This is a genomic window from Silvimonas sp. (assembly GCF_031291215.1).
Classification (GTDB): Bacteria; Pseudomonadota; Gammaproteobacteria; order Burkholderiales; family Chitinibacteraceae; genus Silvimonas; species Silvimonas soli.
Map to the genome: position 1 here is coordinate 381,420 of NZ_JARLJK010000122.1, position 17,483 is coordinate 398,902.

Sequence of the window (17,483 nt, forward strand, 5' to 3'; positions counted from 1 at the left end):
ATTTGCTCTAATTGTGGGCAAATGCTTGACATGGATTAAGTCCTGTCTGATTATTTGCTCGTGTAGTGATTAATTGCTCACTACGCGATGGCGATAAACGGTTCTGCCAAATAGCCAATGATCGCCATCCGTAGTACCAGGTTGCTAGCAAAATCAGCAAAAAATGCCGATCTTGCAGTGATCTGCAGGCTTAAAGAGGGAAGTGATTTTCTGCATGCCAGAAGTCAAGCGATGTGCCTGTGTTTGATTGCGCCAACGGCGATACGGCCCGCGCAAATACCAAAGTCGAAAAGCGGTAAAGCTAAAAGCAGGAGAGCAGGTGTGGCGCACCAGAGCGGGGCGTGGTGATGCGGGTTCGCATTGTCAGCGTCGTCAGCAGCCAGCCGCTCAACGTTAAAACGTTTGGAGAGACAAGCATGAAACGCAATACCCTGATTTGCGCCCTGAGCGCCGCCACCTTTGCCGCCGCTGGTTTGGCTAGCGCAGCAACAGTGACGATTGCCACAATCAACAACCCGGACATGATCGAACTGCAAAAGCTCTCGAAACAGTTTGAAGCCGCCAATCCGGACATCCAGCTCAAGTGGGTCACGCTGGAAGAAAACGTGCTGCGCCAGCGGGTTACCACCGATATTGCCACCGGTAGTGGCCAGTTTGATCTGATGACCATTGGCGCATATGAAACACCAATCTGGGCCAAGAAAAACTGGTTGTCCCCGCTGAATCTGCCCGCCAGCTATGACGTAAATGACGTCATCAAACCGGTGCGCGATGGTCTTTCGCTCAACGGCAAGCTCTACGCCGTGCCGTTCTATGCCGAAAGCTCAATGACCTACTATCGCAAAGACTTGTTCGATGCCAAGGGTTTGAAAATGCCGGATCAACCCACCTGGACGGATATTAGCGGGTTTGCCGAAAAACTGACCGATAAAGCCAATGGCATGTATGGCATCTGCTTGCGTGGCCAGGCGGGTTGGGGCGAGAACATGGCGCTGGTCGGCACCATGGTCAACACCTTTGGTGGTCGCTGGTTTGATGAGAAGTGGAACCCGACTATTGATACGCCGCAGTGGAAAAAAGCCGTGACCACTTACGTGGATATCCTGAACAAATACGGCCCTCCGGGCGCTAGCGCCAACGGTTTCAATGAAAACCTGGTGCTGTTTGGTAGCGGCAAGTGTGCCATGTGGATTGACGCTACTGTAGCTGCTGGCATGTTGTACAACGGCAAAGAATCCAAAGTGTCTGACAAAGTTGCCTTCGCTCAGGCGCCAATTGGCACTTCACCGAAAGGCAATCACTGGCAGTGGATGTGGTCGCTGGCTATCCCGAAATCTTCCAGGAACCAGGATGCCGCCCAGAAATTTGCTGCCTGGGCGACCAGCAAGGAATACATCCAGCTCGTAGCGAAAGACCTGGGTTGGGCTTCGGTGCCGTCCGGTACGCGTGAATCCACTTACGCCTCGGCGGATTACCAAAAAGCAGCGCCATTTGCCGGGTTTGTTCTGAACGCCATCAAGACCGCCAACCCGACCGATGCCACGGTGCAGAAAGTGCCTTATATCGGGGTGCAGTTCGCCACCATTCCTGAGTTCCAGTCGATCGGTACGGTAGTGGGGCAGCAGGTTGCAGGCGCGCTAACCGGCAAGAGCACAGTGGACGCTGCACTCAAGGCAGCGCAAGCGTCGACTGAGCGGGCCATGCGTCAGGCGGGTTATCTGAAGTAAGCATCCCGTTCCTGGTTGGGGTGGATTGGGGATGCATGGAATGCATGCCTGATTCACCCCGGACGGACCTGCCTGATTTGAGCCTCAAAAGGTATTCCCATGACTCAACATGTCCTCAACGCGTTACCGGTGGATGCGCCGACCAAAGCCGCGCCGCTGCCACGCCGCCGCGCTAGCAACCCGCTGGCCAAGTTGCTGCTGACACCTTCGGTCGCCATCCTGTTTTTGTGGATGATCGTGCCGCTGGCCATGACGCTATATTTCTCGGTCATTCGTTACAACCTGTTAAGCCCGGACCAAACCGGCTTTGTCGGGCTGGATAACTACAAATATCTGCTGCAAGACCCCACGTTCTGGCCCTCGATAGGCCGCACCTTGCTGCTGATTGGCAGCGTATTGGGTATCTCCGTAGTCGGCGGCACGCTGGTGGCGGTGCTGTTTGACCAACCTTTTTTTGGCCGCGGTATTGCTCGACTCCTCGTTATCGCGCCTTTTTTTGTGATGCCCACGGTCAGCGCGCTGATCTGGAAGAACATGATCCTGCACCCGGTTTATGGCCTGTGGGCCTGGGTGTTCCGCCATCTGGGTCTGCAGCCGATCGACTGGCTGGCCGATTACCCGATGTGGTCGGTGATTGTGATGGTGGCGTGGCAATGGTTGCCGTTTGCCTTTTTGATTTTGCTCACGTCGTTGCAATCGCTCGACACCGAGCAACGTGAAGCCGCGCAACTGGATGGTGCCGGGCCGATTCGCATCTTCGTTTACATCACCCTGCCGCACCTGTCGCGCGCCATTGCCGTGGTGATCATGATCGAGACCATCTTCTTGCTGTCGATCTTTGCCGAAATCTTTACCTCCACGGCCGGTGGCCCGGGCACGGAAACCACCACGCTAACCTGGCTGATTTACTCGATTGGTTTGCAGCAATTTGATATCGGCATTGCCTCGGCTGGCGGGGTGATCGCGGTGGTGCTGGCCAATATCGTGTCGTTCTTCCTGGTGCGCATGCTCGCCAAAAATCTTAAAGGGGAGTACGCAAAATGAATGACTCCAAATCCCCGATCTGGGTCGGCATGTTGGGCTGGGCTGTGGCGTTCGTGATCTTTCTGCCGATTCTGATCATCGCCGTCACCGCGTTCAAAACCGAACAAGATGCCTACACGCTGTCTTTGATCTTCACGCCAACGTTGTCGAGCTTTCACGAAGTGTTTGAGCGCAGCCACTATCTGAGCTTTGTCAGCAACTCGGTGATCGTCTCGTTTGGCTCCACCATTTTGTCGCTGATCATCGCTGTGCCCGCCGCGTATTCGCTGGCGTTCTTCCCCAGTGCGCGGGCGCAAAAAACGCTGCTGTGGATGCTCTCCACCAAAATGATGCCCGCCGTGGGCGTGTTGATTCCGATCTATCTGCTGGCCAAATCTGCGGGCTTGCTCGATAGCGTGACTGGCCTGCTGATCATCTACACGCTGATCAATCTGCCGATTGCGGTGTGGATGGCATTTACCTACTTCAACGAAGTGCCCAAAGAAATCCTCGAAGCGGCGCGCATTGACGGCGCCAATGCCTGGCAGGAAATGCTGCATTTGTTGCTACCTACATCATTGCCTGGCTTGGCTTCGACGGCGCTACTTCTGGTGATCCTGTCATGGAATGAAGCGTTCTGGAGTCTGAACCTCTCCAGCTCCAGCGCCGCGCCGCTCACCGTGTTCATTGCCTCGTATTCCAATCCGGAGGGGCTGTTCTGGGCCAAGTTGTCCGCAGCGTCACTGCTGGCGGTGATGCCGATTCTTTGCCTGGGTTGGGTGGCCCAAAAACAACTGGTGCGCGGCATGACTTTCGGGGCCGTGAAATGACCCTGAAACACCTGATTTGCGATTGCGATGGCGTGCTGCTGGATAGTGAAAGCGTAGCGCTGGCAGCGATTCTGGATGGTTTGTCTGACCGCGCCGACCGCGCGCAGCTGGATGCGTTTTTGCGACCACGCCTGGGCATGACCTTGAGCCACATCGCTGACGATCTCGCCCAGGAAATGGGGTTGGTGCTCAGTCGTGCCGAAACACTGCATCTGGAATCGGTGGTGGAGGCACGCTGCATTGCTGAAGCCCAGTCGATTCGGGGTGTACGCGATGCACTGGTTGCGGTGGGTTTGCCGTTGGCGGTGGCCAGCAACAGCAGCCAGTCTCGCGTCGAAGCGGGCCTGAAAAACGCCGGATTGTGGTCACTGTTTGCGGATCAGGTCTACACCCCAGGTCGCGGTTTGCGACCCAAGCCGGCGCCGGATTTATATCGTGCTGCTTGCGCTGGATTGGGGGCCGATCCGGCCAGCAGTCTGGTTCTGGAAGACAGTGTGGCTGGTGTAACTGCCGCCCGCGCTGCTGGCTTGGTGGTACTTGGCTTTGTCGGTGCCCGGCACGGCGAACCCGCCGCCGCCCAGCGCTTGCGCGATGCCGGAGCCAGCGATGTTTTTGATGACATGACCACATTGCCCGCTCGATTGGCGGCGTGGGGTAAATGAACAGCCTCGTAGCCCGGATGAAGCGCTAGCGAGAATCCGGGATGCCACATCGGAAAATTTCAATACAGGTGCGTATGGACACATTGCAACCCCGGATTCCCGCTCACGTTTATGCCGTGAAACGGCCTTCATCCGGACTACGAACTACGAATTTGGCATATCTGGCGTAGGGCGGGTGTAACCCGCCGCCAGGTCAGTTTGATGTGAGTGATTGATTGGTCTGGCCCAGCCAGACCCCAGCCCGATTCAACAAGGAGCCCGACATGGCCAGCATGACCTTGCGAGACGTACAAAAAAGTTATGACACCACCGAAGTGCTGCGCGACATCAATCTGGATATCGCCGATGGCGAGTTCGTGGTGTTTGTTGGCCCGTCCGGCTGTGGCAAATCCACGCTGTTGCGCATGATTGCCGGGCTGGAAGAAATCACCGGTGGCGAGTTGCGCATTGCCGATCAGCGCATGAACGAAGTCCCCGCCAGCAAGCGCGGCATTGCCATGGTGTTCCAGAGTTACGCGCTTTATCCGCACATGACGTTGTACAACAACATGGCGTTCGGGCTGAAGATCGCCGGTAAATCCAAGGCGGAGATCGATGTCGCCGTGCAGCGCGCTGCCAAAATCCTGCACATTGATCATCTGCTGGATCGCAAGCCCAAGGCGTTGTCGGGCGGCCAGCGTCAGCGCGTGGCCATTGGCCGCGCCATTACGCGTGAGCCCTCGGTATTTCTGTTTGATGAGCCGCTATCCAATCTGGACGCGGCCTTGCGGGTGAAGATGCGGCTGGAGTTTGCCAAGCTGCATTATGATCTCAAAACCACCATGATCTACGTGACCCACGATCAAGTCGAAGCCATGACACTAGCCGACAAAATTGTGGTGCTGTCTGCGGGGCATATCGAGCAAGTTGGTTCGCCGCACACGCTGTATCACCATCCCGCAAACAAGTTTGTCGCTGGGTTCATTGGCTCGCCCAAGATGAATTTCCTGGAAGGCGAGGTGGCCGCGGTGGAGCACGATCTGGTTACGGTGAAGCTCAACGCCGGTGGCAGCCAGGTAACGGCCATTGATGGCGGCACGCTCAAAGTGGGCGACAAAGTCACGCTGGGTGTCCGTCCGGAACATCTGCAGGTTGATCCATCCGGCCAGATTCTGGCCGCTGTGACCGCGCAGGAATTCCTTGGCGATCACGCTTTTGTGTACGCCACCAACCCTTCCGCGCCCGAAGGGCTGGTGCTGCGGGTTCCTGATGAAGACCGGTTTGACACCGGCAGCAGCATCAAGCTGAGTGCCGACCCGCAGCGCTGCCACCTGTTTAACGCCGAAGGTGCTGCCTTGCCCCGCGTACGCCTGCTGGCCGCCGCATGACCGAATAATCGACTAACGCGTTAGCGCCTTCCCGGTTTTTATCTATCCAGCCAGCGTATTGCAGCGCCCGGCAAGGACCGGCTCGGCCGCAAGAATCATACAAAGGAGTTTCATCATGAAGGCAAATACCAATCAGGCCGGGCGTTCCACCTGGCTACATATCGGTGCCGGATCGTTTCACCGTGCGCATCAGGCGTGGTATCTGCATCGCTTGCTGGAAAGTGGCGACCATAGCTGGACGCTGGCGCTTTCCAATATCCGGGAAGACATGTCGCCATTACTCCAGGCATTGGAGCGGCAAAAGGGCGAGTACGTGCTGGAAACCGTCGACCCGGCAGGCAAGCGAGAATACGAAACCGTGCGCTCCATCGGCCAGATTGTGCCGTGGGATGCGCAACTGGCCGCGCTAGTGGCAGTGGGCGCCGCAGCTGATACGCGGGTGATCTCGTTTACGGTGACTGAGGCCGGGTATTACCTGGATCATCATTTCAAACTGGACGTGGCCAATACGGATCTGGCGGCCGATCTGGCAGGTGAGAAGCGCACCATTTATGGTGCCATCCACGCCATTCTCAGCGCCCGGCGCAAGGCTAATCACGGCCCGGTCACGCTGCTCAACTGCGATAACCTGCGCCACAACGGCGAGCGCTTTCGTGATGGCTTGTTGCAGTTTCTGGCGCTGCGCGAAGAGGCTGATCTGGCCGCTTGGGTCACCATCAATACTGTGAGCCCGAATTGCATGGTGGATCGCATTACCCCGCGCCCGGTGCCCGCTGTGCGTGAGCGCGTGCTGGCCGCAACCGGCATCAATGACGAAGTGCCGGTGATGGGCGAGAGCTTTATCCAGTGGGTGGTGGAAGACCACTTTATTGCCGGACGGCCTGCACTGGAAAACGTCGGCGTGGAGATGGTTGAATCTGTCTTGCCGTATGAAGAAGCCAAAATCCGTATTCTGAACGCCACGCATAGTTGCATTGCGTGGGCCGGAACACTGATCGGACTGAAGTACATTCATGAAGGCACGACGGTGCCGTCGATCCGCCAGATGGCATATGCCTACGTGACTGAGGACGTGATTCCGTGCCTCTCGCCCAGCCCGCTTGATCTGGGCAAATACCGCGATGTGGTGCTGGACCGCTTTAGCAATCCGCATATTCAGGACAGCAACCAGCGCGTGGCAGCGGATGGTTTCTCCAAGATTCCTGGTTTCATCGCACCCACGCTCACCGAATGCTTCAAACGTGGCGTGACACCGCAAGCTACCGCGATGCTGCCCGCCTTGTTCTTTGTGTTTCTGCAGCGTTGGGGCCAAGGGCAATTGCCATATGAATACCAGGACGGCATTCTGGATGAAGCCGCCACCCGGGCCATGCTTGCGGCGGCTGATCCGCTGGCCACTTTTTGCGCCGACCCGATGCTGTGGGGCGCCATTGCGGGCAAGCCGGAATTTGTGGCGCTGATGCGCGAATCGGTGCAACGGGTACAAGCCTGGCAAGTCAGCGCGCTGGCTTGAGGCGGTTGTCGAAGCGCAGTTCACCGACTTGAAAACACAAGGAAGAACCATGTATCTGGGCATCGATCTGGGCACGTCGGAAGTCAAAGTGGTGTTGCTGGATAACCGCAACAACATGATTGCGACGTCTGGCGCGGCGTTGACGGTGAGCCGTCCGCATCCACGCTGGTCTGAACAAGACCCGGCCGCCTGGTGGACTGCCACGGTCGATGCCATCGATAACTTGCGTGCGGCCCATCCCAACCGGTTTGCCGAGATTCGCGCCATTGGCTTGTCGGGCCAGATGCACGGTGCCGTAGTGCTGGATGCGCAAGACAAAGTCATGCGCCCGGCCATTTTGTGGAATGACATGCGCAGCGCCGATGAATGCCGCGAACTGACCGAGCGCGCGCCCAATCTGCACGCGATTGCCGGGAATCTGGCCATGCCAGGTTTCACCGCTCCAAAACTATTATGGCTACGCAAGCACGAGCCCGACATCTACGCGCGCATCCGCACCGTGCTGTTACCCAAAGACTGGCTGCGCCTGCAACTGACCGGCGAAAAAGCCAGTGACCCGTCTGACGCCGCCGGTACGCTGTGGCTGGACGTCGCCAAACGGGATTGGTCCGACGAACTGCTCGCTGCCACCGGATTAAGCCGCGAACACATGCCCAAGCTGGTGGAAGGTGATGCCGTTTCCGGCCATCTGCGCCCGGAACTGGCGCAGCGTTGGGGCTTGCCCGCAGGCGTGATGGTGGCGGGTGGCGGTGGTGACAACGCCGCCAGCGCCGTGGGCATTGGTGCGACTGTACCGGGCGATGGCTTTATCTCACTGGGCACCTCAGGCGTAATGTTTGTAGTGAACGACCGCTTTCGGCCCAATCCGGCGTCGGCAGTCCATGCGTTTTGCCACGCGCTACCCAATCGCTGGCATCAGATGAGTGTGGTGCTGTCTGCCGCCAGTTGTTTGCGCTGGTTGTGCAAGCTGACCGGCACCGATGAGGCCACGCTGCTGCCCGAGGTGGCCGCGCTGTCTGCCAGCATGCTCGACCAATCCCCCGTGTTCTTGCCATACCTGTCTGGGGAGCGCACACCGCACAACGATCCGTTCGCCCAAGGTGTATTTCACGGCATGACCCACGCCACAGATCGCGCGATGCTGGGATATTCGGTGCTGGAAGGCGTGACGTTTGCGCTCAAGGACGGGCTGGACGCGCTCAGTTCGGCAGGCACCAGCGTTGATACGCTGTCGCTCATGGGCGGCGGTGCGCGTAGCCCGTATTGGGCGCAATTGATTGCCGATGTGCTGGACATCCGCATCATTACTCACCACGGCGGCGAGGCGGGCGGGGCACTGGGTGCTGCGCGGCTGGGCTGGCTGTGCGCAGGTGGCAACGAGGCAGATATTTGCCAGAAACCACCAGTACGGGCGGAGTATTTGCCGCAGTTGCAGCGGGCCGATGCGCTTGCCCATCGGCTGGAGTTTTTCCGTGCGGTTTACCGGCAGCGACCGCTGCAGCAGTTAGTGCAGGGTTGATCTGCATCGGGTTGAAGAATTGTGGAATCGTTTGGTGTAGCGCAGTGTCGGGCGGGCGTCGCCCTTTTGTTGCATGAATCCCTCTCATATAAGCGCAGAAACGGGTTGAGTGCTGCCATTGCGGTCTGGTCTAATTGCTAGTTGATGCTACTTGACGTCAATCACGGCACCGCTGGCCACAAGCCCGCTCGACCACTTGAGAATGGATATCCCGCCCATGCAACGTACTGAATTCGCCAGCGACAATACCTCAGGCATTTGCCCCGAAGCGCTTGCTTCATTTATTGAAGCCAATCGCGACAATATGGCTTCTTATGGCAACGACGAATGGACTCGCCGCGCCTGTGATGCCATTCGTGATGTCTTTGAAACCGACTGTGATGTGTTCTTTGTATTTAATGGCACCGCGGCCAATTCGCTAGCGCTGGCCTCGCTGTGCCAGAGTTATCACAGCATTGTTTGCCACAAGCTCTCGCATGTAGAAACCGACGAATGCGGCGGCCCGGAGTTCTTCTCCAACGGCACCAAGCTGCTGCTGGCAGATGGCGAGCACGGCAAGCTGGATGTTGAAGGCATCGCCCGCTTGATCGCCGCCCGTACGGATATCCATTACCCCAAGCCCCGCGCTGTCACCATCACCCAATCTACTGAGGTCGGCACCGTTTATTCGCTGGAAGAAGTACAAGCCATCGGCCACGCCTGCCGCGAGATGGGCTTGTCGTTCCATATGGACGGCGCACGCTTTGCTAATGCAGTGGCGCATTTGGGTGTCAGTCCCGCCGATATCACTTGGCGTGCAGGCGTAGACGTACTCAGCTTCGGCGGCACCAAGATGGGCATGCCAGTGGGCGAGGCCGTGGTGTTCTTTAACCATCAACTGGCGCAAGACTTTGCTTATCGCTGCAAACAAGCCGGCCAACTGGCATCCAAAATGCGTTTCATGACCGCCCCATGGGTCGGCATGCTGGCCGAAAACGCCTGGCTAACCCGCGCCACTCACGCCAACGCCATGGCCACCCGTCTGGGCGATGCACTATCTCGCCTGCCTGGCGTGGACCTGATGTTTCCCGTGCAAGCCAATGCCGTATTCGTGAGCCTGCCGCAAGTGGCAGTGAATGGCTTGAAAGACAAAGGCTGGGCGTTTTACAGCTTTATCGGTGCCGGTGGCGCACGGTTTGTTTGTTCGTGGGCGACGACGGTGGAGCAGGTGGATGAGTTGGTGGGGGATGTGGAAGGCAGCCTTGCATCCTGAAAAGAGCGACGACAAATTGAGGACGCGCTGAGGCTAAAGAAATGGTGTCCTTAGCCTCAGCGGAGAAATACAGCTGGCACTTGCCAGCTTTTTTCATTTTGAGCTGTAGGTCGTTCAGCTAGTCCGTCTCACTCACGCTAAAATAGCGCCCAAGCCGCAGCGCCCCCGCTGCTTACAGAATATGCAATATGGCGGCATCAGGCCGCTTGAAGAGGAATAAATGGCTGTAGATCCAACCAAACCGAAGACCAAAAGTACCAAGGTGGATTCGTCCACTCATCACACACCGATGATGGCGCAATACCTGGCGCTCAAGGCAGATCATCCGGACAAGTTTGTTTTTTATCGCATGGGCGATTTTTACGAGCTGTTTTACGATGATGCGGTGAAGGCTTCGAAGTTGCTGGATATCACGCTAACCACTCGCGGGCAGTCGGCGGGGGAGCCGATCCGGATGGCGGGGGTACCGTACCACGCAGTGGAGCAATATCTGGCCAAGCTGGTCAAGTTTGGTGAGTCGGTGGCGATCTGCGAGCAGTTTGGTGATCCCGCTACGACTAAAGGTCCGGTGGAGCGTCGGGTGGTGCGTCTGGTAACGCCGGGCACCTTGTCTGATGCTGCCTTGCTGGATGACAAACAAGAGAACCGTATTCTGGCGCTGACGCTGGAGAAAGGCGCACTGGGCATGGCTTGGTTGTCGCTGGCTTCAGGTGATTTCGCCTTGATGGATACCACCGTCGAGAAGCTGATCTCCGAACTGGAGCGATTGCGTCCGGCTGAAATCTTGATTCCGGACGGCGCTGCGCTGGCTCTGTTTGATCAGATCAGTGCGCCGGTCCGGCGTTTATCGCCTTGGCAGTTTGATCGGGAAAGCGCCAGTCGTAATCTGGCGCGGCATTTCAATGTGCACGATCTGGCGGGGTTTGGCGTTACCGACACCACGTTGGCGCTGGGTCCGGCGGGGGCGCTGCTGGAATATGTACGCACCACGCAAGGTGGTACGGTGCCGCAGCTGGCGGGTCTGCGCGTGGAAAGCCATACCCAGTTTATCGAGCTGGATGCCGCCACCCGACGCAATCTGGAACTCACCGAGACGATCCGCGGCGAGGCCTCGCCCACGCTGTTCTCGTTGCTGGATTGTTGCGCTACCGGCATGGGGTCGCGGCTGCTGCGACACTGGCTGCATCACCCACTGCGTGGGCATGGGCAGATACTGGAGCGCCAAAGCGCGATTGGCTCATTGGTGGAAAGTGGCGCTTATATTGATATCCACCGTGCGCTCAACGAAGTCGCCGACATTGAACGTATCGCCAGCCGTATTGCGTTGCGCAGCGCTCGCCCGCGCGATCTTGCCAGTTTGCGCGATAGTCTGGGCGCCTTGACGGCTCTGCCTGACAGCTTGCCGCAAACCCCGTTTTTCAGCAGCCTGGCTTTGGCGTTGCAACCCGATCCGGCGCTACATGCTTTGCTCACAGCGGCCATCAAGCCTGAGCCAGCGGTCGTGTTGCGTGAGGGTGGGGTAGTGGCAGATGGCTATTCGGCCGATCTGGACGAACTGCGTACCATCCAGGTTGGTGGTGGCGAGTTTCTGGCGCAAATGGAAGCGCAAGAGCGCGAGCGTACCGGCATTGCCAATCTGCGCGTGGAGTACAACCGTGTGGCAGGCTTCTTTATTGAAGTCACCAATTCGTATCTGGACCAGGTGCCGCCCGAATATCGCCGCCGCCAGACGATGAAAAATTGCGAGCGCTTTATTACGCCAGAGCTTAAGCAATTTGAAGATAAAGCGCTGTCCGCTCAAGACCGGGCGCTGGCGTTGGAAAAACAGCTGTACGAAGACCTGCTTGAACAGTTGCAGCCACATCTGCCTGCACTGCGCTTGGCCGCTCATGCCGTTGCAACTGCCGATACGCTGGCGTGCCTGGCATCGCGCGCGGTTGAGTGTAATTATGTGGCACCGGAATTTATCGATGACCCAATCCTGAATATCGAAGCTGGTCGGCATCCGGTGGTTGAAGCGCAGATCGACGATTTCATCCCCAATGGCGTGCAGTTTGATAACACACGCAAATTGCTGCTGATTACCGGGCCAAATATGGGTGGTAAGTCAACCTATATGCGCCAAGTCGCGTTAATCGTGCTTTTGGCGCACGTCGGCTCATGGGTCCCCGCAGACAAAGCGGTGATCGGCAAGGTGGATCGCATCTTCACCCGCATTGGTGCGTCAGATGATCTGGCGGGCGGGCGCTCAACCTTTATGGTGGAAATGACCGAAACAGCCAATATTCTGAACAATGCTTCCGAGCATTCGCTGGTGTTGATGGATGAAGTTGGTCGTGGCACCTCGACTTTTGATGGTCTGGCGCTGGCGTGGGCGATCGCCCGGGCGTTGATCGAAAAGAATCGTGCTTATACTTTGTTTGCCACACACTATTTTGAGCTGACCCGCTTGGCGCAAGATTATTTGCAGGTGGCCAACGTGCATCTGGATGCCGTTGAGCACAAAGACAAGATTGTGTTTTTGCATGCCGTACAAGAAGGCCCGGCGTCGCAAAGCTATGGCGTAGCGGTGGCCAGTCTGGCTGGGGTGCCGCGTGATGTGGTGCGCCAGGCGAGACGTAAACTGCTAGAGCTGGAGCAAAGTAGCATCTCTAATGGCCTCCAGGGCGACCTGTTTGCTGCGCCAACTGTAGAAGAGCCTGCGCCTGAGGCAGCGCCTTACGAGTTGGTTGAGGCTTTGACAAAAATCAACCCAGACGATCTTACCCCTCGAGAAGCGCTGCAAGCTTTGTATGCTTTAAAAGCGTTGCAAACCTCCCAGTAAGCGCATTTATTACATTCGTAAGCGCACCGATATAGGGCGTTTTGTGCATTGGACCGTCCGTCTATTTCCCCTATCGTTTATAGGGTCGTTTGCTACGATTCGATTCGTGCTACAGATAGCTGTTCCAGCAAAGACCAATAAAAACAGACTTTGAGGAGTAGATTGTGAACATTGCAAGTGAGCCGGTGAACCAATCGGCGGGTGGCGACGATGCACTGGATGTAGGAATTGCGCGGTTTCTTGGACTGACGGATACAGAAGAGGGCATCAAGCTCAACGATATTCGGTCCAAAGCAGCCTCTGAACTCAAGCGTTTTGGTGATGACGTGGGTGACCACTTGGCCCGGATAGGCCTGACGGTTCCACCGGCCATTCAGCTACGCAGTGATGAAGGCGGCAAGATTGTGGTGTTAGGTGACCATTTCGGTAAGGAAAAGATCGAATCGTTCATCAACGCCGATACACGTCTGCTGAAGTGGTTTAAAGAAGTAGAAGTGCTGCATGAAATCTTGCGCCGGGCTGAATTGCGCGGCACTGGCCAGACGACTGAGGGTCAGCATTTCAATCTGGGACTGACTAGTTTGGGCAGCATTGGCTTTTTTTCCGGCGAGTGATTCGGCCAGATTGGACCAGGTTTGGATAAAACAAAGACCGCCAGTTGGCGGTTTTTGTTTTTGCTGGCTCGCTAGTCCTGCCTGCATTAAGAGTGCAAAAGCCCGGAGAAGGGCCGCGGCAGGATATAATCACTGATTGTCTTCAGGAAGCATCGCATGAAAACCACTCGCGCCCGCCGGCCGCAACCCGCTATTCGCGAACAAAAATCAGAGGAGAATCTGCAGGCCGCCACGCGCGCCAAGCGGGTTCGTAGCAAAGACGCCTCTGATAACTGGCACAGCGGGCCGCGCGACGAGACGGCAGGCAGCGGCCGCACCACGGCCAAGACCGGTGCCAAGCCAGCGGGAGTGGGGCGTGCGCCCAAGTCGGGTGGTAGCCGTATTCACGCTGGCATGCCAGCGACCGATAAGCCGGCGGCCAAGGCCGCAGGTGCCCGTATCCGCAATGCCACCACAGCGCGACCAGCGAACACCCGTCCGCCGACCGCCGCCGCAGCGGCCGGAACGACACCAGAGCAAGAAGGCATCAGCAAGCCACGCAAGCCACGGGGTACTGTGGCCAAGGCCAAGAAGCTGGCGGTACGCCACGGCTCGGCCAAGCAGGTTGAACAACAAAAGCAATTGCGCGCCAAACGCCTGACGCCGGATCAAGTGGGCGAAGAACGCCTGCAAAAAGCGCTGGCATTCAGCGGTTGGGGTTCACGTCGCGAAGCGGAAACCTGGGTTTCAGAAGGGCGCGTTTCGGTGAATGGCAAAATTGCTGAGCTGGGTACCAAGGTCAAGCAAGGCGACGATGTTCGCGTGGACGGCAAACGCGTCAGTCTGCGCTGGCCGGATCGCCTGCCGCGCATTGTGATGTACCACAAACAAGAAGGCGAACTGGTAACGCGTGATGACCCACAAGGTCGGGTCACCGTGTTCGAGCGCCTGCCCAAGCTGGCATCCAGCAAGTGGGTGGCCATTGGCCGTCTGGACTTCAACACCAGCGGTTTGCTGCTGTTTACAACTTCCGGTGATCTGGCCAACCGCATGACTCACCCCAGTTTTGAGGTGGAGCGTGAATATGCCGCGCGGGTGATGGGTGAACTGACCGGCGAGCAAATGAAAACCATGACCGCCGGGATCGAGCTCGATGACGGTCCGGCTCACTTTGACCATATCTCCGATTCTGGTGGTGAAGGTAAAAACCGCTGGTATCGTGTGGTGCTCAAAGAAGGGCGTAACCGCGAAGTCCGCCGCATGTTCGAGCACTTCGAGATCCCAGTCAGCCGTTTGATGCGTGTGCGCTTTGGCATGTTCGTGTTGCCAGCGCGTCTCAAACGCGGCCAGTTCTATGAACTGAACGAAACCGAAGTGTTGACGGCGCTCAAATGGGCCGACTTGCGTCTGAATGGTGTTGCCAAGGAATTCTAAGCCAGACGGTATGCCCGCCTGGCCTGGTTTGAAGGTTGCAATATGAACAAGGCATTTACCAAAGAATCCGATGACGATGATGATCTGCCGCCAGAGCTACAGGTTCCGGCGGGCAGCAAGAACTACATCACGCCCGGTGGCTGGAAAAACCTGCGCGAAGAGCTGCATCAGCTGGTGAACAAAGAGCGCCCGGAACTCACGCAAGTGGTGAACTGGGCGGCCAGTAACGGTGATCGCTCGGAAAACGGTGACTACTTGTATGGCAAACGGCGCTTGCGCGAGATTGATCGGCGCATCCGCTTTTTGACCAAGCGGCTGGAAAACGCCGAAGTGGTTGATCCGGAAACCCGCGAAGCCACCGATCAGGTGTTCTTTGGGGCGACGGTGAGTTACGCGCGGGAAGATGGTCGAGAAGAAACCGTCAGCATTGTTGGCGTAGACGAAACCGATCTCAAACGGAACCACATTAGTTGGACTTCCCCGGTCGCCCGGGCCTTGCTCAAGGCGCGCGAAGGCGACGCCGTTTTGTTGCGTACGCCAGCCGGCGTGGAAGAACTGGAAATCCTGTCGGTGATGTATGTCGCGGTGGATACAGTTTTTCCTGACCGACAGCCGTAAGCTTTGCCCGGGTTGGGCTGGCTCTGTATGCTCTTGGCATGACAGGATCAGACCAACTTACATCTTCCTCCGCCAGCCTGTTTCGCCGCGCATTACGCAATATGGCTTGCCGTATCGCGCTGGCATCGCTGATTCTTTCCGCCCTCGGTTATTACTACAGCTACACCCGTTATCAGGCCGAAGCGCTGGCCAATCTGGGCAAGTACATCGAGGCGCGCAGCCAGCTTGAGAGCAATTTGTTCTTGCAAGCGGAAACCAATACCAAACTGCTGCGTAACGAATTTGTGCGGCGTTACGCGTTGATGCAGAGCTACGATCCATCCCCCGAGTTCCACCGTCTAATCAAGCAAGATCGGGATGGCATGTGGCGAGTGCGCCCCGAGCTGGATGATTTCGAATATAAAGCCACCGTGGCGATTCTGCCGCGAGTTCAGCTCACTGACGATTTCATGCGCCAGACCTTGCTGGCGTACGAACTGGCTGGCCAGTTTGGTCAGGCCAATCGCAACCGTTATTACGACACCTACGTTGATTTGAATGTGTCAGACGGCAATATCATGTTCTTGCCCGATCTGAACTACGGCCGCAATGGCTCAGTGGCAGATTTTGCGGTGGATCTGGATGTTGAACTGGACGAAACCCCCGCGCGTAATCCGGACCGCAAAACATTCTGGAGCGGCATTTACTTCGACAAACAGGCAATGGAATGGATGGTGTCGGTGGTGACACCCATCGACTACATGGGCCGCTACATTGGCGGTTCGGGTCAGGACGTGTTGCTGGATCAACTAATCCAGCGCACCAATAGCGTCAGCATTGCGGGCACTTACAATTTTATCGTCACCCGTGCGGGCTCGTTGATTGCCCATGCCGACCGCATGACGCAGATTCATCAGGCGCGGGGTGAATATGATCTGCGTACCGCTAATGATCCATCGCTACGCGATTTGTACTACGCTGCGCTCAAGGCGACCACCACGCAGCCGTTTGTCGAATCCGCTGATGGGCGCTCCTGGCTGGGCGTGTCGAATATCTCCGGTGCCAACTGGATGTTTGTGGTGGTTTATCCCAAACGGTTGTTGCAGGAAAAAGCGGCTATTGCCGCCAGTATGGTGTTGCTGCTGGGGCTAGTGGCCTTGCTGGTGGAGCTGGGCTTGCTGGCGTGGGTGCTCAAAGTCGACGTAGCGCGGCCGCTGGCCCGGTTGAAAACGGCTATTCAGTCGCTGGCGCACGGGAATACAACTGATCAGCTGGATGTGCATCGGGATGATGAACTGGGTGAGCTGGCGCGCAGTTTTGATGCCATGGCACACAAAGTGGCCAATCACCGCCAACAGCTGGAAGACCAGGTAACCGAGCGCACGGCCGAACTGGCGCAGAGCAATCAGGAATTGCAAGGCGCTAACCGCCAATTGACCCATTTGAATGATGAAAAGAACGAATTGCTGGCCATTGCCGCGCATGACCTCAAAAACCCCGTCGCCAGTATTGGCGGCATGGCTGGGCTGGTTGCAGGCAAGCTGGGCGAGTGGCCAGCCGAGCGCGTAAAAGGGCGCTTGCTGGGCATTCAGAAGCTGGCCGAACGCTTGCAGCAGATTGTCGGCAATTTGCTGGATATCCATGCGCTGGAATCCGGGCAGTTTCGCATCGAGGTTGACCCGGTCGAGATTGACCCGCTGATGGCCGAGTTGCTGCAAAGCTGGGATGCGCGGCTGCAGGATAAATCGCAAACTGTGGCCTGGTTGCCTTGTGGCATGTCGGTGCTGGCAGATCGCCAGGCGCTGTGGCAGATCCTTGATAACTTGCTGTCGAATGCCTCCAAGTATTCACCCGCGCAGTCGTCCATTACCGTTACTGCTGTGCCGCGTGGCGACTGCGTGGAAATCCGTGTGTCGGATCAAGGTCCGGGGATCGCGCTGCATGAAATGGACAAACTGTTCCTTAAATTCAGCCGTCTTTCTGCCGTGCCGACAGGCGGGGAGCATGCCACTGGCTTGGGTTTATCCATCGTCAAACGCTTGGCCGAAGGTATGCAGGGCACCGTGCATTGCCAGAGCCAGTTAGGGCACGGCGCGACGTTCTCGGTTGCATTGCCGCTATCCAGTCAGGGGTGATTTAAGG

The 17,483-nt window shown here is 57.3% G+C and carries 13 protein-coding genes; all 13 read left to right on the plus strand.

The window, feature by feature from the left end; translation table 11 throughout:
- The first annotated feature begins 416 nt into the window (after window positions 1-416).
- The 13 genes from P4L78_RS14485 (at window position 417) to P4L78_RS14545 (ending at window position 17,476) form a co-directional block, all read left to right on the plus strand.
- Window positions 417-1,727 (plus strand): sugar ABC transporter substrate-binding protein, encoded by a 1,311-nt coding sequence (locus P4L78_RS14485; RefSeq protein WP_283149609.1) that lies wholly within the window; start codon window positions 417-419, stop codon window positions 1,725-1,727.
- Between the two features lie 99 nt (window positions 1,728-1,826).
- Window positions 1,827-2,771, plus strand: a complete 945-nt coding sequence (locus P4L78_RS14490) for a carbohydrate ABC transporter permease (protein ID WP_283149608.1) — start codon at window positions 1,827-1,829, stop codon at window positions 2,769-2,771.
- Window positions 2,768-3,580: a carbohydrate ABC transporter permease gene (locus P4L78_RS14495; protein ID WP_309328591.1), complete on the plus strand. Its 813-nt coding sequence runs from the start codon at window positions 2,768-2,770 to the stop codon at window positions 3,578-3,580. The genes P4L78_RS14490 and P4L78_RS14495 overlap by 4 nt, the downstream gene beginning before the upstream one ends.
- On the plus strand, window positions 3,577-4,242 hold the full coding sequence (locus tag P4L78_RS14500; RefSeq protein WP_309328592.1) for an HAD family phosphatase: 666 nt from the start codon (window positions 3,577-3,579) through the stop codon (window positions 4,240-4,242). Before P4L78_RS14495 ends, P4L78_RS14500 begins: the two co-directional genes overlap by 4 nt.
- A gap of 263 nt (window positions 4,243-4,505) precedes the next feature.
- The gene (locus P4L78_RS14505) at window positions 4,506-5,609 is read left to right on the plus strand and encodes a sn-glycerol-3-phosphate ABC transporter ATP-binding protein UgpC (RefSeq protein WP_309328593.1); all 1,104 of its coding nucleotides are present in this window, start codon (window positions 4,506-4,508) and stop codon (window positions 5,607-5,609) included.
- A gap of 115 nt (window positions 5,610-5,724) precedes the next feature.
- Window positions 5,725-7,122 carry a D-arabinitol 4-dehydrogenase gene (gene dalD / locus P4L78_RS14510; protein WP_309328594.1) on the plus strand — a complete coding sequence of 466 codons (1,398 nt, stop codon included), beginning with the start codon at window positions 5,725-5,727 and terminating at the stop codon, window positions 7,120-7,122.
- Window positions 7,123-7,171: 49 nt separating this feature from the next.
- Window positions 7,172-8,641 (plus strand): xylulokinase, encoded by a 1,470-nt coding sequence (gene xylB, locus P4L78_RS14515; RefSeq protein ID WP_309328595.1) that lies wholly within the window; start codon window positions 7,172-7,174, stop codon window positions 8,639-8,641.
- Window positions 8,642-8,858: 217 nt separating this feature from the next.
- Entirely contained in the window at window positions 8,859-9,893 is a 1,035-nt protein-coding gene (locus tag P4L78_RS14520; RefSeq protein WP_309328596.1) for a low specificity L-threonine aldolase, read from the plus strand.
- 289 nt (window positions 9,894-10,182) lie between these two features.
- Window positions 10,183-12,717, plus strand: a complete 2,535-nt coding sequence (gene mutS / locus P4L78_RS14525) for a DNA mismatch repair protein MutS (RefSeq protein ID WP_309328648.1) — start codon at window positions 10,183-10,185, stop codon at window positions 12,715-12,717.
- Window positions 12,718-12,881: 164 nt separating this feature from the next.
- Window positions 12,882-13,331: a hypothetical protein gene (locus P4L78_RS14530; RefSeq protein WP_283149601.1), complete on the plus strand. Its 450-nt coding sequence runs from the start codon at window positions 12,882-12,884 to the stop codon at window positions 13,329-13,331.
- 156 nt (window positions 13,332-13,487) lie between these two features.
- Complete coding sequence (gene rluB / locus P4L78_RS14535; RefSeq protein WP_309328597.1) at window positions 13,488-14,744, plus strand: 23S rRNA pseudouridine(2605) synthase RluB; 1,257 nt, start codon at window positions 13,488-13,490, stop codon at window positions 14,742-14,744.
- Between the two features lie 42 nt (window positions 14,745-14,786).
- Window positions 14,787-15,362, plus strand: coding sequence for a transcription elongation factor GreB (greB, locus tag P4L78_RS14540; RefSeq protein WP_309328598.1), 576 nt, complete (start codon window positions 14,787-14,789; stop codon window positions 15,360-15,362).
- Between the two features lie 38 nt (window positions 15,363-15,400).
- Window positions 15,401-17,476 carry a sensor histidine kinase gene (locus tag P4L78_RS14545; RefSeq protein ID WP_309328599.1) on the plus strand — a complete coding sequence of 692 codons (2,076 nt, stop codon included), beginning with the start codon at window positions 15,401-15,403 and terminating at the stop codon, window positions 17,474-17,476.
- The last annotated feature ends 7 nt before the right edge of the window (window positions 17,477-17,483 follow it).